Origin of the sequence: Methanoculleus sp. UBA303, from assembly GCA_002501655.1 — an archaeon.
GTDB lineage: Archaea > Halobacteriota > Methanomicrobia > Methanomicrobiales > Methanoculleaceae > Methanoculleus.
On record DANY01000028.1, the window covers coordinates 60,613 to 85,540 of the forward strand.

Annotated in this window: 16 protein-coding genes; 3 read left to right on the top strand and 13 right to left on the bottom strand. The window is 61.5% G+C overall.

The features are described from left to right. Positions 1 to 264 precede the first annotated feature (264 nt). The 8 genes from ndk to BP846_RS06315 all read right to left on the bottom strand — a co-directional run bounded on the left by ndk (position 265) and on the right by BP846_RS06315 (position 6,585). Positions 265 to 714, bottom strand: coding sequence for a nucleoside-diphosphate kinase (ndk, locus tag BP846_RS06280; RefSeq protein WP_292393520.1), 450 nt, complete (start codon positions 712 to 714; stop codon positions 265 to 267). Between the two features lie 6 nt (positions 715 to 720). Further along, positions 721 to 912, bottom strand: coding sequence for a 50S ribosomal protein L24e (locus BP846_RS06285; protein WP_292393522.1), 192 nt, complete (start codon positions 910 to 912; stop codon positions 721 to 723). A 2-nt stretch (positions 913 to 914) separates the two neighbouring features. Next, a complete protein-coding gene (locus BP846_RS06290) occupies positions 915 to 1,124 on the bottom strand; it encodes a 30S ribosomal protein S28e (RefSeq protein WP_292393524.1) in 210 nt (69 codons plus the stop codon). 10 nt (positions 1,125 to 1,134) lie between these two features. Further along, positions 1,135 to 1,503 carry a 50S ribosomal protein L7Ae gene (gene rpl7ae / locus BP846_RS06295; RefSeq protein ID WP_292393526.1) on the bottom strand — a complete coding sequence of 123 codons (369 nt, stop codon included), beginning with the start codon at positions 1,501 to 1,503 and terminating at the stop codon, positions 1,135 to 1,137. A gap of 183 nt (positions 1,504 to 1,686) precedes the next feature. Beyond that, a complete protein-coding gene (locus tag BP846_RS06300; RefSeq protein WP_292393528.1) occupies positions 1,687 to 3,687 on the bottom strand; it encodes a DUF2298 domain-containing protein in 2,001 nt (666 codons plus the stop codon). Then, positions 3,677 to 4,657, bottom strand: a complete 981-nt coding sequence (locus BP846_RS06305) for a lysylphosphatidylglycerol synthase transmembrane domain-containing protein (RefSeq protein WP_292393530.1) — start codon at positions 4,655 to 4,657, stop codon at positions 3,677 to 3,679. The genes BP846_RS06300 and BP846_RS06305 overlap by 11 nt, the downstream gene beginning before the upstream one ends. Then, positions 4,641 to 5,360: a dolichyl-phosphate beta-glucosyltransferase gene (locus tag BP846_RS06310; protein ID WP_292393532.1), complete on the bottom strand. Its 720-nt coding sequence runs from the start codon at positions 5,358 to 5,360 to the stop codon at positions 4,641 to 4,643. The genes BP846_RS06305 and BP846_RS06310 overlap by 17 nt, the downstream gene beginning before the upstream one ends. After that, a complete protein-coding gene (locus BP846_RS06315; protein WP_292393534.1) occupies positions 5,353 to 6,585 on the bottom strand; it encodes an NAD(P)/FAD-dependent oxidoreductase in 1,233 nt (410 codons plus the stop codon). Before BP846_RS06315 ends, BP846_RS06310 begins: the two co-directional genes overlap by 8 nt. Before the next feature lie 115 nt (positions 6,586 to 6,700). Between BP846_RS06315 and BP846_RS06320 the strand changes: the two genes are divergently transcribed. Together BP846_RS06320 and BP846_RS06325 are read left to right on the top strand one after the other, a co-directional pair. Then, positions 6,701 to 7,867, top strand: a complete 1,167-nt coding sequence (locus BP846_RS06320) for a tubulin/FtsZ family protein (protein ID WP_292393536.1) — start codon at positions 6,701 to 6,703, stop codon at positions 7,865 to 7,867. Positions 7,868 to 7,876: 9 nt separating this feature from the next. After that, positions 7,877 to 8,986, top strand: coding sequence for a hypothetical protein (locus tag BP846_RS06325; protein ID WP_292393538.1), 1,110 nt, complete (start codon positions 7,877 to 7,879; stop codon positions 8,984 to 8,986). 1,122 nt (positions 8,987 to 10,108) lie between these two features. On the opposite strand, the gene BP846_RS06330 is transcribed toward BP846_RS06325, so the two are convergent. The 3 genes from BP846_RS06330 to tuf are packed head-to-tail and all read right to left on the bottom strand — an operon-like array spanning position 10,109 to position 13,505. Next, positions 10,109 to 11,875, bottom strand: a complete 1,767-nt coding sequence (locus tag BP846_RS06330) for a flippase activity-associated protein Agl23 (RefSeq protein ID WP_292393539.1) — start codon at positions 11,873 to 11,875, stop codon at positions 10,109 to 10,111. Positions 11,876 to 11,887: 12 nt separating this feature from the next. After that, positions 11,888 to 12,196: a 30S ribosomal protein S10 gene (gene rpsJ / locus BP846_RS06335; protein ID WP_292393541.1), complete on the bottom strand. Its 309-nt coding sequence runs from the start codon at positions 12,194 to 12,196 to the stop codon at positions 11,888 to 11,890. A 31-nt stretch (positions 12,197 to 12,227) separates the two neighbouring features. Further along, positions 12,228 to 13,505 (bottom strand): translation elongation factor EF-1 subunit alpha, encoded by a 1,278-nt coding sequence (gene tuf, locus BP846_RS06340; protein ID WP_292393544.1) that lies wholly within the window; start codon positions 13,503 to 13,505, stop codon positions 12,228 to 12,230. A 178-nt stretch (positions 13,506 to 13,683) separates the two neighbouring features. Between tuf and BP846_RS06345 the strand changes: the two genes are divergently transcribed. Then, a complete protein-coding gene (locus tag BP846_RS06345) occupies positions 13,684 to 13,986 on the top strand; it encodes a hypothetical protein (RefSeq protein WP_292393546.1) in 303 nt (100 codons plus the stop codon). Between the two features lie 353 nt (positions 13,987 to 14,339). Here BP846_RS06345 and BP846_RS06350 read toward each other — a convergent pair whose 3' ends face one another. Beyond that, complete coding sequence (locus BP846_RS06350; protein ID WP_292393547.1) at positions 14,340 to 17,645, bottom strand: PEGA domain-containing protein; 3,306 nt, start codon at positions 17,643 to 17,645, stop codon at positions 14,340 to 14,342. A 111-nt stretch (positions 17,646 to 17,756) separates the two neighbouring features. Next, positions 17,757 to 24,842: a PQQ-binding-like beta-propeller repeat protein gene (locus tag BP846_RS06355; protein ID WP_292393549.1), complete on the bottom strand. Its 7,086-nt coding sequence runs from the start codon at positions 24,840 to 24,842 to the stop codon at positions 17,757 to 17,759. Positions 24,843 to 24,928: the final 86 nt, after the last annotated feature.

A 24,928-nucleotide genomic window follows, 5' to 3' on the forward strand; every position in this document is an offset into this window, starting at 1 on the left:
GCACTTGTGGTTTGCCGGCAGGACAAACGATCCGTTTTTCCGGATATCCGACTCGAAGGGGGCATTCCCCGCCGAAAGGTCCCGACAGCGCACGGCCTGATAGTTCCTCCCCACATGTGTGCTCGTGGCGGTCTGTGAGCAAAGGTCCGGACTTTTGCGTCCTGCACCCCTTTTTTCCGGGCGAGAAGTCAAGCACCGCTGCGCAGTTAGAAACTCGAGGGAAAAATAAGTGGTTTTTCGCCGCTATCCGGCGGTCCCCGGCGTTCACTCGTAGAGGACGGGCTCGTCGATCTTCGAGTATTCAAGAAGTTCGCCGGGCGGGAAGTGGATGCCAAGTTCACGTGCGGCGCTTTCGGGTGAGTCGGATCCGTGGATAACGTTCCTCCCGATGTCGAGAGCGAAGTCGCCGCGGATGGAGCCCGGTGCAGCCTCGGCAGGGTTTGTGGCGCCGATCATCCTGCGGGCGACTGCGACGGCACCTTTTCCTTCCCAGGCCATCAGGAAGCAGGGGCCGCTCATGATGTAGGTCTTCAGGCCAGGGAAGAAGGGCTTCTCCAGGTGTTCACGGTACTGCTCAATAACCCGCTCCTCGGGGAGAATCTCGATTTTTGCCCCTGCGAGTTTGAGTCCCTTCGCCTCAAACCGGGAGACGATCTCCCCGACGAGTCCGCGCTGGACGCCGTCGGGCTTGATCATCACAAAGGTGCGATCCATGCTGGATCACTCTTTGCCGCGGGCCTTCCGTCCGGCCGCGGTCCACTCGACCCGGCGCGGCACCCGGCCGAGTTTATAGTTGTTCTGGCACTTGCTGCTGCAGAAGTAGTAGACAGTCCCGTCCCTCTTGACGAACATCTTGCCGGTGCCGGGCTCCAGGGGTTCTCCACAGAAAGTGCAGACGTATCTATCGACCATGGTTACCGCCTCGAGAGTTTCTTGGCTTCACGTTCGGTCTCGAGCAGCGAGAGGATGTCGCCCTCCCTGATGGGGCCCACGGTGTTGCGGGTGATGATCCGCCCCTTGTTCGGACCATCGAGGACCCGGCACTTCACCTGCTGGGCTTCGCCATGCATACCGGTCATGCCGATGACCTCGATGACTTCTGCGGGCGTTCCGTCGTTTGCCATGTCTAACTCCTCACGCTCTCAGTGCAGCTATCTGCTTCACGATCTCATCGACGAGGTCCTTTGCCTTGCCGGACTTGACGATAGCGGCGGCTGCCGAGCCGACCTCGAGGCCGCTCGCGGAACCGATATCGTTCTGCTTCGTGATGTAGACAAAAGGAATCTGCTTCTCTTCGCAGAGAGGCGGCAGATGCATTACAATTTCTTCGGGCTCAACGTCCGAACCTATGAGAACCAGCTGGGCGATGTTTCGCTCGACTGCTTTTGTTGCCTCGTTGGACCCTTTCTTCACCTTACCAGTGTCTCTGGCTATTTCAAGGGCTTCAAGGGCCTTATTCTGGATCTCTTCCGGAATCTCGAATTTTACATATGCCTTTGCCATAACTCACCTCTTTCGGGAACAGCTCTTTCTGCTCCGTCATCATTCATCAGTAGCGTAGCTGATCGAATGCGCTCTATTATGTCAATAGGAGGAGTGATAAAGGTTTGTCATTTGGCCCCGCCACGGGAGGATGCGGTTCGATCATTTTTGCGCCTGGCCGCATGAGCGTGGCCTCTGGTGGTATTATGCAGGTATCCGGTAGATCTGGACTCCCCGGGCATCGTATATGAGCTCGAGCGCATCCGCCGGGATCGATACCCGGTAGCGGTCGCGCTCTTCGACACCTACGTACAGGAGCGTGGCGTTGTACGCCCGCGCAAGGTCGACGGTTCGCGACGGCTGCTCGTATATCGTTCGCACATCGGCGCTCCGCTCGCTTATACGCCCTCCGTCTCCCCGCCACATGTATTCGTGGAACGGCATCCCGATGATGCCCGGGATCCCGGAAAACGATGATATCCGGGAGTAGTAGGTGTAATCTCCGCCTTCTGCCTCGATGATGATATGGTTCCCCGGGAGATCCCGGAGGAACGCTATCGCTGCCGCATCCCCCGGGTGCGATCCTTCCAGGTATGCCGCCCCGTCGAGGGTATGGCTCCCGTAACCGAAGCCGACGTTGATCGCGAAGGGTGCGGCGAGGAGCAGCGCTACGGCCAGGGCCGGCAATACCTTCTCCATCCCGGCGGGCATGCGTCGGCCTACCCTGACGCTCTGGAGCCACTCCCCGACGATGGCAAGGCTTGCCGTCCCCATCAGGATCCAGGCGGGGAGGTAGAACTTGAAGACCGTATTCATCCGGAAATAGGTCTCCCCCATGTTGTCCTTGAGGTAAATGATCTCGGTAATGAGGACGATCAGGAGCCCGAGGATGGCGAGCGTATCGGTGGCCGCAAAGCGGCGGCGGGCAAGAAGATAGACCAGCGGGATGGCGACGACGGCCGCGGCAGGGTAGCCGGCGAGCATGAACGGCACCGCGGCGAGCAGGAGGTAGGGGCGCTTCCTGATATCGCGAGCGCAGGAGGCCACGAGAACCGCGAGGAAGAACCCGTGGACCAGCAGGAACTCCACCGGCTCCGAAGGTGTCGGGACGATCCCGATCCCCCCGATGCCGGGGCTGTCAAGCTGCAGGTAGAACGGGAGGTAGGCCGCTATCGCGAGCGGCGGCACCACTGCAAGCATCATCCAGGACCGCTTTTTGTCCAGCGCAAGGTTCCCATAGCGCCACCAGATCAGGAGGCCGAAGACCAGCGTGACCGGTGCGTAGACAAGCACATCCCAGGAGTTGATCCCGGGCATGGACCCGAGGGCGAGGGCGGCAAGCCCGCAGAGGATCGCCCGTCCCCGCATCGAGAGCGTCCCCCACCGCATGTAGGCAAAGACAAGGAGAAAGAGCAGGAACCCCTGGTTGAAGAAACTCATGACGTGCGGATGCACATCGCCCCAGAGCATCGAGAAGAGGGGATACTCGTTGATGGTGTTCGCGATCGTCCGGGTGCTCCCCCAGAGGACGTCAAACCACGAGTCCCCGATAGCGATATGGTAGATCGCCGATGGGTTCGGTATGAAGAGCAGAAGCACCGGTAGCCACCTGTAGCGGTCGAGGAGGAGGTGCCCGAGGGCGTAGAGCGAGACGACGGCAAGGCCGAGCACGGTCGGGAGGACGAGGTTGAACGTGACTGTCGAAGACACCCCCGACGCAAGCCCGAGCACCCCGCTCATCCAGTAGCCGATGTAGTAATAGACGTCCAGCGTCCCCCCCGCGTACCAGGGGTCGAGCGGCGGGACGATAGGCTGCCGCATAATCGACGCGATGAACGCGTGGTCCATGAACTTCTCGGCGTAGGAGATGGTCGGGTTGATCCAGCGCACCTCGAGCATGAAGAGGAAGGGGACCAGGAAGGCGAGGTCCCAGGGAAGTGCAGGCCGCAGGCGCTCCCTCGTGTAGAATCCCCGCGACCCGGCGAGGACGATCGCGGCGAGAAACGGTAGAAGCGCGAGCCAGATGGGAAGGCCCAGAAGCCCGCAGTACCAGGACAGAAGCGTGAAGAGGAGGACCGATGCCGGGTATGCGGCCGCCGCCGCAAGGCTGCCGAGGGTGCGGTCGAGCGCCGGCCATGTGCCGAGCTGGAGCGCTTTGATGACGGCAAGCCAGAGCAGCACGGGGCCGATGAATTCACCCGCCAAACGTCTCCTCCTTCTCGATCTCCCTCTTAAAGACTCTCTTCAGGAGGTCCATCGACCAGTCGCCGAAGTAGTAGATCGACCCGACGCCCCCGACGAGCGTGACCATGTTCTTAACCAGGTGGTCGATGACCGCGATCAGCGTCGCCGTGGCTGCCGGCGTTCCCGCGAGCCCGAAGGTCAACGCGAGCGCGAGTTCGTAGGTCCCCACTCCACCGGGGGTGAGGGGCACCGCCTTGACGAGGTTGCCGATGACGATAGCGAGGACGACAATACCGAACGGGACCGGCTCCTGGAACATCAGGACGACCGCGAAGCAGACCAGCACGTCGACGAGCCATATGAGGAGCGATGATCCGCTGAGCACAACGAGTGCCCGGGGGTTGAGGGAGGCCCGTTTCACTTCGTCGAGCATCCTCTGGACGGCAACGACGATCCGGTTCTCGGACTTCATCCTGCCCGACCAGAGGAGCATGGCAAAGAAGATGCCTCCTGCGGCGAGGGGAACGATGATGACCGTGATGAACCAGTCGGGGACGGCGAGGACAGCGAGGACGAACGGGAGCGCCACGGCACCGAGCATCGCGATCATCAGGATATCGAAGACGCGCTCGACGATGAGGGACGAGAATCCCTGCGAGTAAGTGGCGTCGTCCTCGTGTTTGAGGATGAGCATCCGCACGAAGTCGCCGAGACGTGCGGGAACGATGAGGTTTGCTGTCTGGGATATGAAGATGCAGGCGGTCGAGAACCAGAGGTTCTTATAGATGCCAAGTCCCCGCAGGATGAACCGGTATCTGAATCCCCGAAGGATCCAGGCAACAACGCAGATTCCGACGGCGGCAAAGAGGAAGGGTATCACGGCATGCTCGAGCGTCAGCAGGAGGTCGTCCCATACGCGATAGAGCATGTAGGTGATGATCCCGACCGCGATCAGGGTGGGGATGACGACCGCGCTAACCTTTTTCCACATGGAGCCGCCACCAGAGATGCACAACCGCCGAGCCCATCTCGACGACGTCTTTCCTGCGCACAGTCGTCCCCTCTCCCTGCCGCCATCGCACGGGAAACTCCTGTATACGGTACCCGTTCTTCTGTGCCCGCACGAGCACCTCGGTGTCCCAGAACCAGTGGTCCGCGGTGACCGACGGGAGCAGATCGAGAAGGCGGTCACGCCGAAACGCCTTGAACCCGCACTGGTGGTCGTAAAACGAGCTCCCGAGGATCGTCCGGACGAGCATGTTGTAGCCGCGGCTCGCAATCTCCCTCCCGCCGCTCCGGTTGATGTCGCTCTCGGGGAGGAGGCGGGAGCCTGTTGCGATATCGTAGCCGTCCCGGATGGCGCCGATCAACTCATCGAGGTGCTGCATATCGGTGGCGAGGTCGACGTCGTAGTAGCAGACGATCGACCCTTTCGCTCCGGCAAACGCGCGGTTGAGTGCCCGGCCCCGCCCGAGCCGCTCGTCGGAATGGAACAGGCGAACCCGGGGATCTTTTGCCTCATATTCCCTGACAAACTCCATGCTCCCGTCGGTGCTCCCGTCCTCGGCGACGATCAGCTCGAACCTCCCGGGTGCGATTGCATCGAGTGTCTCAAGCGACCCTGGTATGGCGGTCTCGAGTGCCGTCCGGTCGTTGTAGACCGGCAGGACGGCACTCACCTCGATATCACGCATCCGGAAACCTCGCGAGAACCCGCTTTGCCACTTCCTGCCCGGCGAGGACCGAACCGTTCATGCTCCGCTCCGGGTAGTTTGGGGGGCTGAACATCCCGGCAAGGAAGAGCCCGTGCTCTTCGTAGGCGGGCAGGCGGTCCCGGAGCCCGGTCGTGTAGACGGGGCCTGCATACCGGTCGACGGCGAGCCTGTGCCAGTGCACCTCGCTTGCGCTGACGGAGAACCGCCTGCAGAAGTCGCTGAGCATCGACTGCTCGAAGCCCTCCGGAAGCCGGTCGGTGAAGTACGATGCAAGGTAGACGATATGCTCGCCGTACCATGCGAGCGGGGCGAAGTTGGTGTGTGAGACCACTGCGCCGTAAGGGGCTGCATCCTTCATGTTCAGCCAGTATATACCGTCGGTCACGTCCCGGTCGAGTGCGAGAGTCATGCAGGCGGCGCCCTGGTAGGGCACCGGGGTGATATCCAGATCGGCGAGCTCCGCGGTCACCTGCGGGGGGAGTGTCGATACGACACAGTCGTAAGCCTCACCGTTGACGAGCCAGCCACTGCCCTCCCGCCGAATCTCCTCGACGGGGGAGTCGAGCCTGATTGAGGCACCCCGCCCCGCCACCTCTTCCTCGAGCCGCGCGATGAAGTGCCGGAAGCCCCCTTTCAGGTAGCCCAGGCGTTCGCCCCCGGCGCCCCGGTCTGACCGGATCGCGATCCTGGATATGAGCCAGGCTGCGGAGACCTCGCTCCTGCGGTCCCCGAACTTGCTCTTTAAGAGTGGTTCGAAGAACGAGGCGTATATGCCGGGGCCGAGGGTATCCAGGATGAAATCCTTCGCGGTGACCCCATCGAGCGCGGAGACGTCGAGCCGCCGGGAACGCAGGGTCAGCAGGCCGAGGCGGGCCTTCTCGGTGAATGTGAGGTGAGGGTAGCGCAGGATCTCGGTTGGGGTGGTGAGCGGGTGGATGGTCCCGTCGACGTAGTAGCCGGTGGATCCCTGGAGCCATTCTAACCGGTCGGTCACTTGCAGCGCATCAAAGAGGCTGAGCAGGCTGGTATCGCCGGCAAAACAATGGTGGTAGTACTCCTCGATCCAGTAATCGCCGATCCGGTACGAACCGAGGCAGCCTCCCGGAATCGGCCTTCGTTCGAAGAGATCTACCTGGTGTGCTCCGGCAAGCTCAAGAGCCGAGACCAGACCGCATAAACCTCCCCCCACAATGCAGACCTTCATCGATTACCACTACGTATGAAAATTATAAGAACACTTTTGGGTTATAAGAGTATACAACGTCTTTATACATAAACGTCGATATTATTGATTAGTCAATATGAGGGTGTGGAACTGAATGAGGGTCTTCTTCATAGGATTCGGTCAGGCGGGGGGCAAAGTTGTCGATATGTTCATCGAACAGGACAAACGAATGCAGACTCAGAGTTTCAGGGGAATTGCTGTAAACACGGCACGCACTGACCTGATGGGGCTCAAAAATATCGAACTGAAGGACCGGCTCCTGATCGGACAGACGGTGGTAAAAGGCCACGGTGTCGGGACAGATAACGTAACCGGGGCCCGGGTGACCGCCGACGAGATCGACGCCATCATCAACGCCATTGACTCACGAGGCACACACGATGTCGATGCTTTCGTCATCATCGCCGGTCTCGGCGGCGGAACAGGTTCCGGGGGTTCGCCGGTACTCGCCCGGCACTTAAAGCGTATCTACCGGGAACCGGTCTACGCGATTGGTATTCTGCCTGCCCCTGAGGAGGGCCGGCTCTATTCATACAATGCAGCCCGTTCTCTGAGCACCCTGGTGAACGAGGCGGATAATACCTTCATCTTTGACAACAGCGCCTGGAAGAACGAGGGAGAGAGCGTCAAGGATGCCTACACCCGGCTGAATGACGAGATTGTTCGACGGTTCGGTGTGCTCTTCCGTGCAGGCGAGGTCAGCAAGGCGGGCGTCGGCGAGATGGTCGTTGACTCAAGCGAGGTTATCAACACCCTGCGTGGCGGCGGTATCAGCACCGTCGGATATGCCATCAGCGAGAAGGTCAGCCCCCGTACGAAGCAGACGCAGGGGCTCCTCTCCGGCTTCTTGCGGAAGAAGGAGAAGACGGAGGAGGTGCTGACAGGGGAGGACAAGTCGGCGAAGATCATTGCTCTCGTCAGGCGTGCCATGCTTGGGCGTCTCACCCTGCCGTGCGACTACTCGACGGCGGAGCGGGGTCTTGTTCTCCTCGCGGGCCCACCGGACGAGATGGACCGGAAGGGTGTAGAGAAGTCGAAGAGCTGGGTTGAGGAGAACATCGCCGGCGTCGAGGTGCGTGGCGGGGATTACCCGGTGCAGAGCGACTACATCGCTGCGGTGGTGGTTCTTGCGACGATCGGAAACGCTCCCCGGATCACCGAGCTCCTTGAGATCGCAAAGTCCACGAAGGAAGATGTCCTTAAATCGAAGGAAAAGCGCTCGACTATGTTTGATGATGGCATAGAGCCATTGTTCGAGTGAGGAGATGTTATGAAGGCAAACATCAGCAGATGGATCATTCTCCTGCTGGCACTGGTCTGTGTTGTGCAGGTGGCGTCGGCGGCGGATACCATTCACATCAAGAAAGAGGATGTCAACCCGGCAAGCGGCGCTCTCGAACCCGGCCAGCAGGTGACCGCGCATTATGTGCTCACTTATGATCTGGATCAAAGATCAGGATATTCTATCACAATGAACGACGAGATGCTTGAGTTCAGCACTGGTTTGCAAAACCCTTCCTGGGATTTCATTGTCTACCGTGATGGAGTCAAGGTCTACACCTCCCCTACGAGGGGTGGAAATTACCCGTCCCTTTCAGAGTTTGAGATCTACTATGGTGCTGGTGCCGAACTGGACGTCCAGTTACGCGGCACCGTGCCCGCGAGCACGAGCGGGAAGGTCGAGGTGATCAAGATCCAGCACCTGTGGGAAAAAGACGTGAAAGACACCTACTCCAAGACCCGCGACGTCGTGAACCCGGATCAGGTCGTGTCCTCTCTCTCCGTCCAGCAGCAGAACCTCAAGGACCTGAAGGCCGACATCGATGACAAGGCAGCAAAGGGCGTCGACGTCTCTGCTGCCCAGGGCAAGTACAACGCCGCGAATCAGGCGCTCACGAGCGCCGCATCCGTAGGGCCGTCACAGGCGGCGGGATACCTTGCCACTGCTACGAAAACTATGGACGAGGCGAAGGCGCTCCTCGACAAGGCATGGGCCGAGAAGGAGGTCTCCAATACCGCCGCGACGCTTGAGACCCTCGACGGCATGATCACCTACTTCGTCGAGAACCGCTCCATGGGGAGCGACCCGCAGGTGGTCGCCATCATGACCAAGCGCGAGAGCGCCGTCCAGTACTATACGCAGGCGAAGGACAACCTGAACGCGAACAACTACCCGCTGGCGCGTTCGAAGGCGGCTGATGGCCTGAAGAAGGCAAACGAGGCCCTGGGCGATGCGAATGCGCTCCGCGAGAAGATCGGCGAGGGGTTCAACCTCGGCGGTAATCTCCTCCTCTATGTCGGCATCGGGGTCGTCATCATTCTGGTCGTCGCGGGTATCGTCATCTATCGGAAGAAGACCGGCTGGGACGAACTCGGGTAACATCCGGCGAAAACCCCTCTTTTCACACTCCGGTTTTCGTCTATACTCGCGGGATCTGATTGCAGGAACTTTCTCTTCCGCTGTTAGGAGCCGTATGAAAATACGTCAATCGTTCCCCTCGCTCCGGGCGAGAGGAATGTGCTAAAAGCCTCCTCGATCCTGGAGCGGGACCCTTTCTTGAGTTATCGGATCCTATCTGAAGAGCGCCGGCGCTGGTTCTTCCCGGGTTTGCCGGCATAGCACCGGGGCGGGGAGATCCCCTGCAAGATGGCATTCGGAACCCTCACTCCACAGGAGATATCCATACGCCCCTTTCCGGCGTCCCCCACCTCCTTCGCGAGGATCGGGAGCGGTCATGGCGATACCCGGGAAGGGCCGTGCCCGAGAGCGGTCCTCGCACCTGTTTCCCGGTCTAACGCCGGTTTCGTAGAAAAGGTGGGGAGAGCTGGCCAGGTAGCCGGTTCTTCTCCGGGATCTCCCCATACACTGGATCGTGGTGGGTATCGCACTGGGGAGAGGGGACCGGGGAGGGGATCTCCCCTTCTCCCGGACAGAATGTCAACCAGAAGTCCCTCGCCGGCATCCCCCACTCCGCTGGCCTCCCTAGCGAATACTCATACACATTCTCTGGCATCCCCCACCCCTCCCGCGTTCGCGCTCCTCCCCCGCCCCCTCCCGGGGGCAGGGGCAGTCATGGCGATACCCACCACGGTCCAGTGCCGGGGATAGTGCCACCAGCGGTTTCCCGGAAGGATAGGCCGGGTGAGAACTGGCCCGGGCCCGGTTCTCCCCGGCCCTGCCCCCGTACGGAGCGAATCGTGGCGGGTATCGCGCCGGGAGGCGGATGCCGGACGTACCCCGGGATACAACCTCCCTGGGAGTGCGAAAACCGATCGGGACAGGCTGGGGCACAATCAGAAAAAAGGGGGTGGTTGTTTATAAAATCGGGGGGAACTAACCTCTCATTGGAGTTCTTTTGCGGAGTTCATGGGGTTGTGCCCCAGCCTGGGGAATCTCATCCTTTGATGGTGCTGGTTACCGCGGGCCGACGTACTGGTTCCTTCGCGGGGTGCGAAAGTAACCGGGGAGGACAGGAATCTCCGGGGCCGGCGCCTGGAGGGGTCAGGCCGTCGTCCCCGCGGGTGCCCTCGAGAAGACCTCGAGGTTTCTGCTCCCCATCTTCCCGTCCCGCAGGACGTAGTACTCGAGCAGCCTGTTCTTGTTCTCCTCGTAGGAGAACCAGTAGTTTAGCCGGAACGTCTCCTTCGTGTAGCCTTCAAGGGTCGGGTAGGTGTCGGCGTCGTGGGTGATCACGAGGTCGAAGTCCCCTCCGTATATCGTCGGCTCGCTCACTTTCTGACTGTAGTAAGAGAGTTTCGAACCCCGGTCTCCCCGGTAATACCAGGGCAGCGGCCAGTAGGTGTCGGTCGCGACCGCCACGCGGTCTGCGGCATCGATCTTCGCGAAGACCTCCCGCAGGTCTTCGGAGTTCTGCACCTGCACGATAGGCTCGTTGATGTCTGCAGGGGTGAACGCCACATGGAGTGTCATGGCGATCAGGAAGATGCTTGCCACGGCGGCGATGGTCGCCTTCTTCGTGGTCATAGCATAGACCGCGACGAAGATCATGGGCAGGAGCTGGTGGAGGATCAGCCACGGCACCTTCTCGCCGATGTAAGCATAGGCTACAATCGAGACAATCATCCAGAATATAGCGAACCGTGCAAGTTCTTCCTGCCGGTCGATCTGCCGGACCTCCCCGCTGCCTGAAAGGATATCACGGAGACGGTCTTTCCAGCCCTGCACCTTCGGAGCCTCCCCACTCTCTATGAACTGGGCTGCAACCTCGGGGACCTCCTCTACCGCCAGCGCCTCCCCACTCTCTATGGGCAGGGCTGCAGCCTCCGGGACCTCCTCTACCGCCAGCGCCTCCCCGCTCTCTATGGGCAGGGCTGCAGCCTCCGGGACCTCCTTGTGTCGCGCCCTCCGCTCCCTCCAGCGGGAGACGGCGCCGGAGATGTCGATGAACTGCAGGGTCCCGACGACGGCGAGGATCAGGATCGGCACCTCGTAGAGGAGGAAGAGCAGGATGTAGAAGTACGGCGGCCCCCCGAGACGCTGCATCTGGTGCATGGCGGTCCAGTGCTCGATGGCCTTGAGCCACCAGGTCGTGATCAGATCAGGGTGGGCGCCGAGCGACGAGTAGAGGACCGCCATGATCCCGACCGCGACGAGGCCGCCGAGCACAAGGTCCCGGACCCAGCGGGCTGGCAGCCGCACCCTCCGTGTCCAGACCAGGTAGAGGAGGTATACCCCGAAGGTCAGGACGATGATCGGCATGTTCTCCTTCGCGGACATCCCGAGACCGATCGCCGCCCCGGCGATGAGCGCATACCGCATCTTGTGCTGCTCGAAGTAGTAGAGGAGAGCGACGAGCATCACCATCGAAAAGAAGGCGATGAAGATGTCGTTCCTGAGGAACCGCGAGAAGTAGACCATGTTCGGTGATACGGCAAGAAAGAGCGCCGCTACCAGAGTCTGCTTCTTATCGAGATAGCCAAGTTTGTAGATAGGGTAGAGCAGCGGGACGAGCAAGGTGCCGAGCAGTGCCGGAAGGAGCCGGCCCACAAGGTCGGAGTCCCCGAGGAGTGAGAAGATACCGGCCGTGGTGTAGAAGAGGAACGGCCCGTGGTACATGGGGTCGTAGATGTAGGTCCCCTCGGTCAGGAGCCGATACGAGAACCACGCGTGGATAGCCTCGTCGTGGTGGAATAACTTCAGGTCCAGAAAGTAAAAACGGAGGGCAATTGTGGCCAGAAGTATGAGGAGGAAAAGCCCCTCGAATGAGAGACGCTCTCGGACCCGTGTCGTGAGCACGGCGGCCTTCACGCCGCTCTCACCTCAACTCTCCAGCACAATCTCAATGCCGATATCTTTCGGGACCTGGATGCGCATCAGCTGGCGCAGCGCGCGCTCATCAGCATCCATGTCAATGAGCCTCTTGTGCACCCGCATCTGCCAGCGATCCCAGGTTGCGGTACCTTCGCCGTCAGGGCTCTTCCTGGTGGGCACCACGAGTTTCTTCGTGGGTAGCGGGATCGGACCTGCCAGATTGACGCCGGTTCGCTCTGCTATCTCTTTGATCCTATCACAGACCATCTCGATTTTTTCAAAGTCAGTTCCGGAAAGACGTATTCTGGCCTTCTGCATAATCTACCACCAAAAAATTATAGATACCTTATTATCTCATCTGCTTCGGCGTGATGTTGATGCACATGCCTGCCGCAATAGTGGAACCCATATCGCGGACAGCAAACCGTCCGAGCTGGGGGATCTCCTTGACCTTCTCGATGACCATGGGCCGGGTGGGCTTGATCTTGACGATCGCGGCATCGCCGGTCTTGAGGAACGTGGGGTTCTCTTCCTTGACCTGACCGGTGCGGGGGTCAAGTTTCTTCTGGAGTTCGATGAAGGTGCACGCGACCTGGGCGGTGTGGCAGTGGAAGACCGGGGTGTAGCCGACGGTCAGGGCGCTGGGGTGGTGAAGCACGACGACCTGCGCGATGAACTCGTCTGCAACGGTCGGCGGCACGTCGGCGGGGCCGCAGACGTCACCGCGGCGGATGTCACCCTTGCCGATACCACGGACGTTGAACCCGACGTTGTCGCCCGGGAGCGCCTGCGGGATCTCCTCGTGGTGCATCTCGATGGACTTGATCTCGCCCTCCTTGTTGGAAGGCATGAAGCTAACCTTCATTCCCTTCTTCATGATGCCGGTCTCGACACGGCCGACAGGCACGGTCCCGATACCGGAGATGGAGTAGACGTCCTGGATGGGGAGGCGCATGGGAAGGTTCGTGGGTTTATCGGGTTCAACGAGCGCATTGAGCGCTTCGAGCACCGTCGGGCCCTTGTACCAGGGGGTGTTCTCGCTACGCTTGCCGATGTTGTCGCCGACGAACGAGCTCATCGGGATGAAGCTGATGGCGTCGGGCTTGTAGCCGACCATCTTGATCAACTGAGAGAGCTGGTCCTTGACCTCATTATAGCGTTTTTCGTCGTACTTGACGACGTCCATCTTGTTGATGCCGATGATCAGCTGGTTGATGCCGAGGGTACGGGACAGGAAGACGTGCTCCTTGGTCTGCTCCATCACGCCATCGGGTGCGGCGACGACCAGCAGTGCGGCGTCGGCCTGGGATGCGCCCGTGATCATGTTCTTGACGAAGTCACGGTGGCCGGGGCAGTCCACGACCGTGAAGTAGTACTTGTCGGTGTCGAACCGCTTGTGGGCGATATCGATGGTGATACCACGCTCACGCTCTTCCTTGAGGCTGTCCATAACCCAGGCGAACTCAAACGAGCCCTTACCCTTGGATTCGGCCTCCTTCCTGAACGACTCGATGATGTGGGGCGGTACCGCTCCGGTCTCAAAGAGCAACCGACCGACGGTAGTAGACTTCCCGTGGTCGATATGTCCGATTACTGCTAAATTCATGTGGGGCTTTTCAACTGCCATAGATAGTATCCTCCACTCAAATAGGCCTGTCAGCTCGAACAGCCTGCTTATGCGAGTAACTTATACGTATGATCTTCTCTGTATAAAGCATTTCCATCCACGTCAAAAGCGTGCATTCTCTCAAAACCCCGGGTAATCGACAGAATCTTATTCTCCGGAAATCTACGTTCTTCGTACCATGAAGATACTTGAGTTTCACCGCGATGATACAAAGGACCGGGTGACGGTTGCATGCGCAGATCGTGAGGTGTCGGTCCATTCCCACTGCGGTTACTGTCGGCACTGTGCGGGTGTCCGGGTGGGCAGGCGGACGATCCCGACACCGCAGCGCCAGGCTCTCTCCGGCGTCCGGCAGGGGGCAAATGCTGACGAGAACCTGCTCAACGCCGCTGTCATGTTCAACACTCTTGTCCGGGACGGCGCTGCAATCGAGTGCGAGGACGACGCGGGCGAAGGATTCAGTTCGATGTACCGACACTGAATACCGGTCCTTTTTCTCCGGCCGGGGTGCTCGCCTTCCTGCGGCTCCCGGCCGTGCCGCCATCGGCTCAACGATATGAGGTTGGGGCGGCCCGGCGCGGGTCCGGGTGATCGGCCTTCAGGTACCGCTGAAAGATGCTGACGGCAGGGTAGTGGGACTATTTCACCTTAGTTTGAGGGTCCTGGCGTGGGGAAGACCGCCGGCCGCTCGCGTTGCCGCGAAAGCGATATGAACTATCCGGTGCAATGGTCCAGCAGAGTCCCCCGTTTTTCTCCCGCGCGGGGGGTTGTCGTCCGTATCGTTCGACCTGATCCCCCACGGACCCTATAGCGCAAAAAAGGTATGCGTTCCGTTCAAACCAGGTCGAACGCGCGTCCGGTCACCTCATACGGCCGGACGGTGACGTCGTCCGCCGTCCGGAACGTGGCGTTCCCGACGACCTTGACCTCGTACGTCCCGATTGGCATGTGCCGGAACGTATGCGGCGTCATCTCGCCGGTGTTCTTGTTGTAGAGGTAGATCTGGGCGCCGGCAGGCTCACTCGTCACGTTCAGGCTGCCGTAGGAGTAGGGTTCGAGGCGGAACGTGAGGCGTTTATCGATATCGGCGTTCCGGTCGTCGGTGAGCAGGATCTCCTGCTCGGCCGGCAGGTACCCGGGGCGGGTGACGGTGACGACGTGCGGCCCGTCCGAGACGTTCCTGATGAGGTAGGGCGTGCAGAAACCGGTCCTGAAGCCGTCGATCAGGATCTCGGCGCCCGCCGGGCTCGACTCCACGAGCAGGCCGCAGAAGGAGTATTCACGGGGCGCGATCCCGACCGTTTCCCCTGCCTCGGTCACGGTGATCCGGTGGGAGAGGTAGCGGTCGCCGTCATCGACCGTGATGAACGCGTTCCCGCCGGCCACCTCGATCGTCCGGGGCAGCCGGAAGACCGGCCCCCTGCCGTTCAAGGTGCACCCCTGACCCTTGTAGGGATCAGATACGAGCGATACCTTCCGGACGATGGCACGGTCCTGCGCGTCGATCAGGACGGGAGTGATGCAGTCCCTCTCCACCCAGACCGTCTTCGTCGGGGTGTTGAACGACTGGCCCTCCTTGACCACCTGCACAGAATGGCTCCCTTCCCGGATGCCCTGGACAACACGGGGTGTCGTGAACGTCATCCGCTTCCCGTCGATAGAGATGGAGGCTCCCTGGGGCCGGGACATGACGTAGACGCCGCCAGTCCGGTCGGAACCGGGCTCCAGCAGGGGTTCGCCGAACTTCAGGCGGGCAAGACCCGGGAAGCCGTCGTGGTTGAGGTCCGCGAAGATTGCCGTGTCGTTCGGGACCCTGACCCCTGTTTCGTATGGGATAAACTGTTCCAGTTCCAGCCGGAGGGTGTGGTTCCCGGGCTCTATGGGGCTGATGGTAGCCGGGGTTACTTTCCCGAGGTACACGCCGTCGAGGAGTATCCGCGCGCCGGCCGGATTCGAACCGACCGTGAGGCTCGCCGGCAGCGGTGTGGCCACGCCGTAGACGCCGAACGTCTTCGGGAAGGCCGTCACTGTTCCGTTGATGAGGTCGAGGGTGGTGGTAACCGGCTGCCAGGACGATCCGTTGGCATCGTAGCGGTACCACGTCGCGTTTCGGGCCGCCCCGAGGTTCGCCGCCGTCAGGGAGAACGGGACCTGCGCCGCCGCATCTTCAGGGGCGATCCGGTACACCCGCTCCATCGCCGTCCCCGGGGGTGGGAGGAGGTCCCGCACCGCGTGGACCGTCACCGCCGTCACGGCGGCACCCGTGCCGTTCGTCACCCGGCACCCGGCCGGGAGTGTGAGGGTCAGGCCCCCGTCCCCGGTGGCGTAGCGGAGTTCCTCCGCCGGCACGAGGGCAAACGACCCGATCTCCTCCTCGGGGGCCATCTGGCCTCCTGAGGATATCTCGATGCCGGCGGATGTATCCTCCGCTTCATACCGGACGATCAGGATGGCGTTCCGGTTCTGGAGGTGGTCGCCGGCGGCGCCGACCGGATAACTCTGCACCTCTACGGTGTTCCCTGCTTCCTGGATGAAGGGGAGGACGTCGAGGGCCGCGGTCCAGAACCCGGTCGGCCCTTCCTGCAAGGGGTTAAGCCAGTCCCAGGCGTTCATCGTCACCCGGCTGCCGGTGCCGCCCTGGTCGGGTGCCGCCGTGCTCACGACATAGAGCCGGGCCGCGGACGCCCGGTCGCGATCCACGGTTCCGTCGAACTTCACCGCGGTGGCGGCATCCTCAGCGGTCGTCCCTTCCCAGAGGTCCGCGAGGACGTCGTCGCAGCCTTCTGCTATCCAGTAGTCGGTCCGGGGCTGCGTGGGGTCGCTGGCGACGAGCACCAGGAGCGCGCCGGGCACCCGGCAGGTCGCGTCCTCCGTCGTCCGCACCGTCAGGGTGTGGTCGCCGGCGGCGAGCATCTCCGGCGGGATCGGGAGAGTGAACGTTCCCGCCAGCGGGGACGACGGTTCGGTTCCCTGCCGGTCCCAGGCTACGGTTGCGGGTTCGACCGGCTTTCCATCAAATTTGAACGCCGGCCTGACCTCGGTCCCGGTGCCGGTCTCTGTCTCTTTCGCATCGCTCACGTAGACGTACAACAGACCCCGGTCGACCGTGGCGCCTTCAGGGATAGTGACCGGGAACCGGATGTTGGACGAAGTGCCTGCCGCCAGGGGTTCTGCCGGCCCGGCTGCGGTGAAGGCGTGGAGCGTGCCGTTGATGGAGCCCGTCACCGGCGTCTTCAGCGTGCTGCCCCGGATCCCGGACCCGCCGGACGATCCGGAGCCGTCGCCGGAACCGGCCGTGTCACCGCCCTTCCGGGTTCCCAGGACTGAGTAGCCGCTTATGCCGGTTTCTGCGAAGCCGGTGAGGTCATTCGACCATGATATCCCCATTCCCTGGTTGGACTGGTTGCACCAGCCGTATGCGTTGATGGCTGCAAATGTCTCCAGGTTCTCGAAGGAGTACTCGATCTTCGCGCACCCACCGTCGGTCAGTTCGACATCTGCGTATGCCTCCGCCTCTTTTGCAGGGGTGTTCGGGCCGATTGCGCCGACCCCGAGGTCGATGAACATGATGTAAAATCGGTCTTCCGGATTGTTCCTGCCCATATCCTGGCCGTAGTAGACTGGATAGTCTGCCTCCCGGCAGGGTCTCCAGATCTGGGGCTCGTAGACAAAGTCGGATCGGGTGAAGGTCCGGTCGGTGACGCCCTCGTTATACTGGATCTCGTCCGGTTTTGGGGGCTGATTCAGTTCGGGGGTCGGTGTCCACTGGTAGCCGCTTGCCCTGACATGGACCTTGAAGTCCTCGGGGACCTGTCCCTGCACCGCCACCATGAGGATGAGGTCGTCAAAGAAGCCCCGCCCTCCTGTGTCGGAGAAGTAAAAGGTGCCCGACTGGGCGTTTGTCTCCGTCACCTGTCCGTAGCGTTCTGACGGGTCGGTCGTTATATGGAGGGCGTTGAGCCCCCCGCCGTCGAACTTGATGTACTTCTCTCCACCGTTTGACATCTGGATGTCGATGTGCTTGTAGTCGGGGAGGGTGATCCCGCCGATGTCGGCTGCTGCGGCCGGTGCGGCGATGAGCGCGACGAGGAGAACGAGGATAGCGATCATCTCCCGCCACCCGGCCGGGTGTATCTTCAAACATGTTTCCATCGCAACTATCTCCTGTATGTTCCCGGCCGTCCGGGCCGGGTTTATCTAATCCATGTTCGGTTCTCTCCCGGCACCTCGCCGGGAGGTAAAAAGGGTGGTTCAGGTTCTCCTCACGAGGAGGAGAACTCCGAATGCCAGGACCGCCGCCCAGACGGGGAGCGGCGTTGCCTGCGGCGTCGCCGGGGTCGTATCGGCCGGCGGGGTCGTCATGTCTGCCGTAGGTGTTGCCTCCGTCCCGGTAGGTTCGGGGGTCGCGTCGCCGGGGACCTCCCCGGTTGCCGCGATGGCAAAGAGGCCGAACGCGTCGGGGCTGGCGGCGAAGACGGCGTTGCCGTTCTCGTCGCCGTGCGCCTCGACCGGGACGTTCTGCCAGCCGTCGGCGGTGTGCCGGAGGAGGGCGATCTGTCCTGCGGTGCAGCCGTGCTCTGTGAGCCAGGCGGCCGGGACGGCGAACCGGAGCCCGACGCTGCTGAAGTTATCAGCCGCCGCCCGGTAGAGGGTGGCCTGGACGTACTGGTAGACGGTGTCTGCCGGGGGTTCGGCCGCCCGCGGGAGCGCTCCCGGCGCCACGGTCACCATGACGTCCTTGACCGCATGGTTCGTCGTCACGGTGATTGCCGAGACCGCCGTCGTCCGCATCGGGAGGGTGGCGCTCTCGCCAGCCTTGAGGTTGCTTGCCGCCCCGACCGCTGTCGAGGTGCCGCTGCTGCTGCTCCCGGAGGAGGTCTGCGGCATTGCCGAGACCGCGGCCAGCCCAAAGACCGAGAGGCCGTTCGGGGATGCGGCCTCAAAGACCAGGTTGCCGCTGGCGTCGGTGTCGACGAGCCTCGTCGCGAGCACTTCCCTGGTGCCGTCCTCGGCGAACCGGATGATCCGGATCGCATCCGCGCCGCCGTGGGCATCGACCCAGGCGGGGCTGACCGCCATCCGGATGGTGGCGCCGGCGATGTCCCGGTCGTTCGTCAGGTTCGCCTTCACGATGTTCAGCGTGTAGGCGACATCGCCGAGGGCGAGCCCGTTGCCGCCGGCGGCGAGCTGGAAGGCATTCTGCGCATCAGAGGAGACGTTCTGCGAGACGGTCGTCGTGAGGCCGGCTCCCGCCGGGATGCCGGTCAGGTTCAGCGAGACGGAGGCGCTGACCGTGCCGAGCGAAGCGAGATCCGTGGCGATCGGCTGCGTGTCGAGCCTGATGTTCGCGACCGTCCCGCTCACCGTGCCGTTGTCGAGCGCGGGGGCATCTTCCGTCTCAATGGTCAGGGTGTAGGTCTCCTGCGTGATCGTGATCGTGTTTGTGTTGTTCTCAACCGTGACACCGGTTCCGGAGGAGGTGTTGATGCTGACCTGCGGTTTGCCGTCGTTGCCCGTGGTCACGTTGCAACCGGGGATCTCCAGGGGGGTGTCCTGGGTCCGGTCGCCCTGCGGCGGGGTCACGGTGACCGTGGCGGTGCCCGTCGCGCTACCGCACGCGGCGGTGACGGTCGTCGTGCCCGGGGCAACGGCGGTGAAGAGCCCCGCCTGGCTCAAGCTACCTACCGACATGTTCGACGAACTCCAGGTGAACGAGATATCAGGAACCTCGGTGCCTTTGGCATCGTAGGCGACCGCAGTGAACTGTTGCGTCGCACCGGCGGTCAGGTTCACCGAGGAGGGCGTGACCGTGATCGAGGCAACGTCGGGCGTGACCGCGGAGGCGTTAACTCTCATCTCGATCTGGTCGAGGTAGAACCCGAGGCCTGTGTTGGAATATCCGGCCGGGTTACTGTAGAGCGTCTTTACCGCAAACGTATGGTTCCCGGCCTCGTAGCCGGAAATGTCGACGGCGTAGGTTATCCACCTGTTCAAGTTTGTAACCACTGCTACCTCTTCACCGTCGATGAACGCTTTGATCCAGCTTGATCCTTGCCGGACTCCATACAACTGGAACCGCATCTGTGCGGCACCTTCAGGGAAAGTGAGGACCTTTTCGGCAGATGCATTGGCGGCTATCTTCGGGGTGCCGATACTGTACGACCCCTCGTAGACGACATCGTCCCGGAGCCCTGCGTTTGAGAAGGTCCAGCCGTCGGTCGACTCGCAGGGATCGATCCAGACCGTCTCGAGAACGGTCTTGTTCACGAATACGTCGGTCGTGTCCCGAAGGATGTAGCACTGTCCCGTGATTGTCGTGTTTCCTGCGTACACTGCGGTGAACAGGCCGCCGCTCGTGATGGGGCCGACCTTCTCGTCGCTGCTGCTCCACGCGAACCCGGCACCCGTCATGACGCGGCCGTTCTGGTCGTAGACCGTGCCGGTGAACTGCTGCTGGGTCTCACCGATCATGACGACCGAAGACGGACTGACCTCCATCGTCGTCGGGATCGGAATGCTGTCGTAAGGCTCGCCGAAGTAGGCCCCGGCCGGCAGGACGAGGGGGTAGTTGTCCACATTATTCGTGTACAAGGTGATACCCGCATCGCCGATGCCGTTGTCGTCCATATCGTCGATGGGGTACGAGGCTCCCCAGTAGTTGCCGATCGGTCCGGTATACGTAACACCGTTGTAGGTGTAGGTCACCGGATCGGGAGAACTCCAGGTGTTCGCCTGCCCGGAGGGGTAATCCAAAGTGTTTGAATTATTTACGACGGTATTTGCGAACAGCGTGTTGGACGGACCGGACTGCATATAGATTCCATAGGTATTGCCCGTGACGATGTTGTGGTCAAAACGGCTGTTCTCGACGCCGTCCAGGTATAACCCATAATTGTTACTCGTGATGACGTTTCCGGTAACGGTAATGTTACTGGGTGCCGAACTCTGGAAAACTGTTTGTATAACGAGCCCCTGCGCGCTGTCCCAGCAGGTATTGTTGCTGATGACGCTGTCGCATATCGATGCACACATCAAAGCAATAGAGAGCGTTGTACTGCCGTTGATAACGTTGCCGTCAACGAGTATGTTGTTCGCACCCTGGACATAGATACCTGTTTTAGAAACGGCGATGATGTTGTCGGTTAAGGTGCACCCTGAGTAATAGCGACAGTTTATGCCGCTTGTCCCACTGATGCCGAATCCGGACACCGTCGAGTTATCGGCCAAAACTGTGACGCCGTATGTCGATGTTGGCGCGATCTTCGTCTTCTCCGGTCCGTTCTCCGACCTGAGGGTCAGGGGCTTTGTGACGGTGACGGACTCGTTGTACGTCCCGTCCCCGACGACGATCGTGTCGCCGTCGAACGCGGCGTCCACGGCCGCCTGGATCGAGGTGAAGTTCGCTCCGCCCGAATCGTCGACGGACCAGGTCAGGGGCGATGGCGGGAGTACGGTCACGGGCACCGTGGCATTGACGGCGCCGATGGCCGCGGTGACGTTCGCACGGCCGTAGGTGAGCGAGGTGAAGTAGCCGGTCTCGTTCACCGTGCCGACCGAGGTGTCGGAGCAGGTCCAGGTGAAGGTGAGGCCATCGATGGTGGTGTTATACTGGTTGACGGCCGTTGCGTTGAGCTGAAGCCCCTCGCCTACTGTTATTGATGCAGGGGAGGGCGAGATCGTGATCGTCGTCAGCATCGCCGGGTCCAGCACCGTGACGACCGCGTTCCCGCTCACCGTCCCGTTGGCGGCGACGAGGGTCGTCGTGCCTGCAGTAAGGGCGGTGAAGTTGCCGGTCTCGTCGACCGTGCCGACGGTTGCGTTCGAACTGGTCCAGGTGCAGAGGACTCCGTCCATCGGTTCGTCGTACTGGTCGAGGGGGGTGGCGGTGAACGTCCAGTTGTCACCGACGAATACGCTTTTTTCGGCCGGTGAAACCGCGATTGCTTTCAGGACCGGCACCGCCGGGATGACAGTGATATTCGTCGTCCCGGTCACGCCGCCGTAGGTGGCGGAGAGGTTCGTCGTGCCCGATGCGAGGGCGGTGAAGACACCGGTCTTGTCGACCGTGCCGACGGTCTCGTTCGAGCTCGACCAGTCGACGGCGAGGTTCGCGAGTATGGTTCCCGAGATATCCGTGGCCAGGGCGAGGAACTGCTGCACGAGGCCGCGGGAGAGTTCAACCTCTGCCGGGTCGATCGCAATGGACGAGATCGTCGGGGTATCGGTTGCGCCGATGGCATACACGTTGCTGTCGCTCGACCCGATGTAGATGGTGCCGTCCGCACCGATGGAGGGCGTGTCGAAGAAGCGCGGGCTGACCGGGTCGAGGAACTTCCACTTCAGGGTGCCATCGGACCGGATTGCATAGAGATACCGGTCGTTCCGGTCGCTCGAGGCGATATAGATGGTGCCGGCGGCATCGACTGCTGGGGCCGTCGTGAGAGTGCCGGTGGTGTTATAGAACCACTTCAACGTGCCGTCGGGGTTGACGGCGTTGATGGCTTTACTGGCCGAGCCGGCATAGATCGTGCCGTCTGGCCCGATCGCCGGGGTCGCAACGGCGCCGCCGGTGGCGTAGGACCACTTCAGGCTGCCGTCGGGGTTGATTGCATACAGGCTGCCGTCAGCCGAGCCGGCGTAGATCGTGCCATCGGCACCGATTGCCGGGGCGGAGTTGACTGCACCGCCGGTGGCATAGGACCACTTCAGGGTGCCGTCGGGGCTGATGGCATAGAGGTTCATGTCAGCCGATCCGGCGTAGATCGTGCCATCGGCGCCGATTGCCGGGGCGGAGTTGACCGCACCGCCGGTGGTGTACGACCATTTCTCCGTGCCGTCGGGGTTGACGGCGTAGAGTTTCATGTCGCCGGAGCCGGCATAGATCGTGCCGTCGGCACCGATCGCCGGGGCCGAGGAGACGGCACTACCGGTTGTAAACGTCCACTTCAGCGTCCCGTTCGAGTTCACGGCGTAGATTTTCGCATCCCGGCTACCGAAGTAAGCGGTGCCCTCGCTGTCGATCGCCGCTGCCGTGTAGATCTGGTTGGGCGTGGTGTAGGACCACTTCAGCGTGCCGTTCGAGTTAATGGCATAGAACACCTTGTTTCTCGAACCGGCATAAACCGTGCCGTCGGCATCGAGGACCGGCTGGACGTAGAAGAAACTGCTGGCCTTGTACGACCAGAGTTTTACCGGGAACTCGGGGCCCGTGTACGGGCTCAGCCCGGTGTGCCGCAGGTCGTGCCCATACATCGGCCATGCCGAGCCGGCAGGAGTGTCGGAATCTGTGCCGATGACTGAGTAGCCGCTCATCGCCTTGTCGGAGGTGAGGGCGTTCCCCCAGGCGACCATGTCGTTGCCGTTGTTCGAGTTCTTACAGTAGGCGTAGACGTTGAAGGCCGCAAACGAATCCAGGTTCTCGAAGGCGTAGTTGATCCTGACCGCGCCCCGGTTTTCGAGGGCTTCGTTCGGCCGGAGGACACCTGCATTGAGGTCGATGAACATGATCCTGAAGGTGTTCTCCGCGTCGGTCATGTCCTGGCTTGCGTAGATGGGGTAGTCGACCTCGTTGCCGGTCGGCTTCCAGATCTGGGGGCCGTAGATGAAGTCCTCCTTCGTGAAGACCTCGTCGAGAGAACCGGCCTGGTAGGTCACGTTGTCGAGAGACGGGGGCTGGTTGCTTGCCGGGTTCGGCGTCCAGGTATACCCGTCCGCCCTGATGCGAAGCCTGAAGTCGTCGGGGATCGTTCCGTTGACGGCGACCATCAGGATGATCTCGTCTTCGTAGCCCTTGCCGCCCGAGTCGGTGGCATAGAAGGTGCCGCTCTGGTTTTCAGAGACCGTCACCTGGCCGAAGTTCACGGCCGGGTCGGTGGATATGTGGAGGGCGTTGAGGCCGCGACCGATACCCTCGAACCTGATGTTGTAGGTGTTGTTGTCGAATGAATTGTACTTCGCGCCGAGATCGTTTGCAACCTTCACGAAGATGTTGTTGTACCCGGGCAGGACAAACGGCCCGGTCGGTTCGGTCACGGTGATGTAATTGGTCTTGATCTCGCTGTCCGATCCGCCGGCGTTGGCGACCGTGAGGTTGACCGTGTAGGTGCTGGCGGTTTCGTAGATGTGGGCCGGGTTCTGCTCGGTGGAATCAACGACGCCGTCGTTCTCGAAGTCCCAGGCCCACGATGTGGCCGTGCCCGTGGAGGCGTCGGTGAACAGGACGGCGAGCGGGGCTTCTCCACTGGTGACGTTAGCCGTGAAGCCCGCGGTGGGGGCCTCCGGGAGCGGCTGGCCTATGACGGCGTATCCGGACGACCCGGCGGCGCTCAGGCGGTTGGTCCAGCGGATGCCCTGGCCCTGGTTCGAGGAGACCGTGTAGGCGTATGCATCGAAGGCCGCGAACGTCGGCAGGTTTTCAAAGGCATACTCGACCTTGATCGCACCGTTGTCGGTGACGGACTGGCCCGAGAAACTCGGCTGGCTGAGTGCGCCCCCGCCGAGGATACCTGCATTCAGGTCGATGAACAGGATCGAGAAGGTGTTCTCGGTATCCGTCATGTCCTGCCCGTCGAAGATCGGGAAGTTCGTCGCCGCGCAGGGTCTCCAGATCTGTGGGCCGTAGAGGAAGTCGTCCCTGGTGAACGTCTCGTTCAGGGCTTCCGGAACATAGGTAATGTCATCGAACGTCGGATAGGTGCCTGTGAGTACCGGCGCCCACTGATAGCCGCTTGCCTTGATCTTGACCCGGAAACTGTCGGGAATCGTGCCGTTGACTGCGAGCATCAGGATGCCGTTGTCGTCCCAGCCGCGGCCGCCGGTGTCAGAGAGGTAGAAGACGCCCGACTGGTCGTTACTGAACGTGACCTGGCCCGAAGATTCCGCCGGACTGGTCGTAATATGAAGGGCGTTCATGCCCTGTGTGCTGCTCTGGGTCGGGCTGAAGAAGTGATAGGTGTTGTTGCCGTAGTTGTTAAACCGGGCGTCACCCTCGTTCGAGATTTGCAGCAGTACGTCTTTGTTCGACGGTATCACCGTGCTGGCGCCGAGATTGGCGATGTCTGCATCGGTGCCGGCGTACTGCGGCAACTGCCATGCCGCTGTCGGCGTCACCTCGTCCTCGGCCGTGTCGGTCGGTGTCGGTTCGGGTGTACCGCTATCCCCCGCACCGATGCTCGGAGGTATCTCGTCGGGAACCCCGACGGTCGGTTCGGTCGTGTTCAATGGCAGGTCGGTGCCTCCCAGCGCCACCGTCGGTACGGCGATGAGCGCGAGGATCAGCAGCAGGACGGCTATCCGCCCCTGCCACGGGCTGGTTAGAAGAAATCTATCCCCTATCATAATATCTTCCTTTCAAAGCAAGGATTCTCGAAGAAGCTCCTGCGAAACCGGCATTCCGGATGTCCGCTTCGGCATAACCGCTCTCA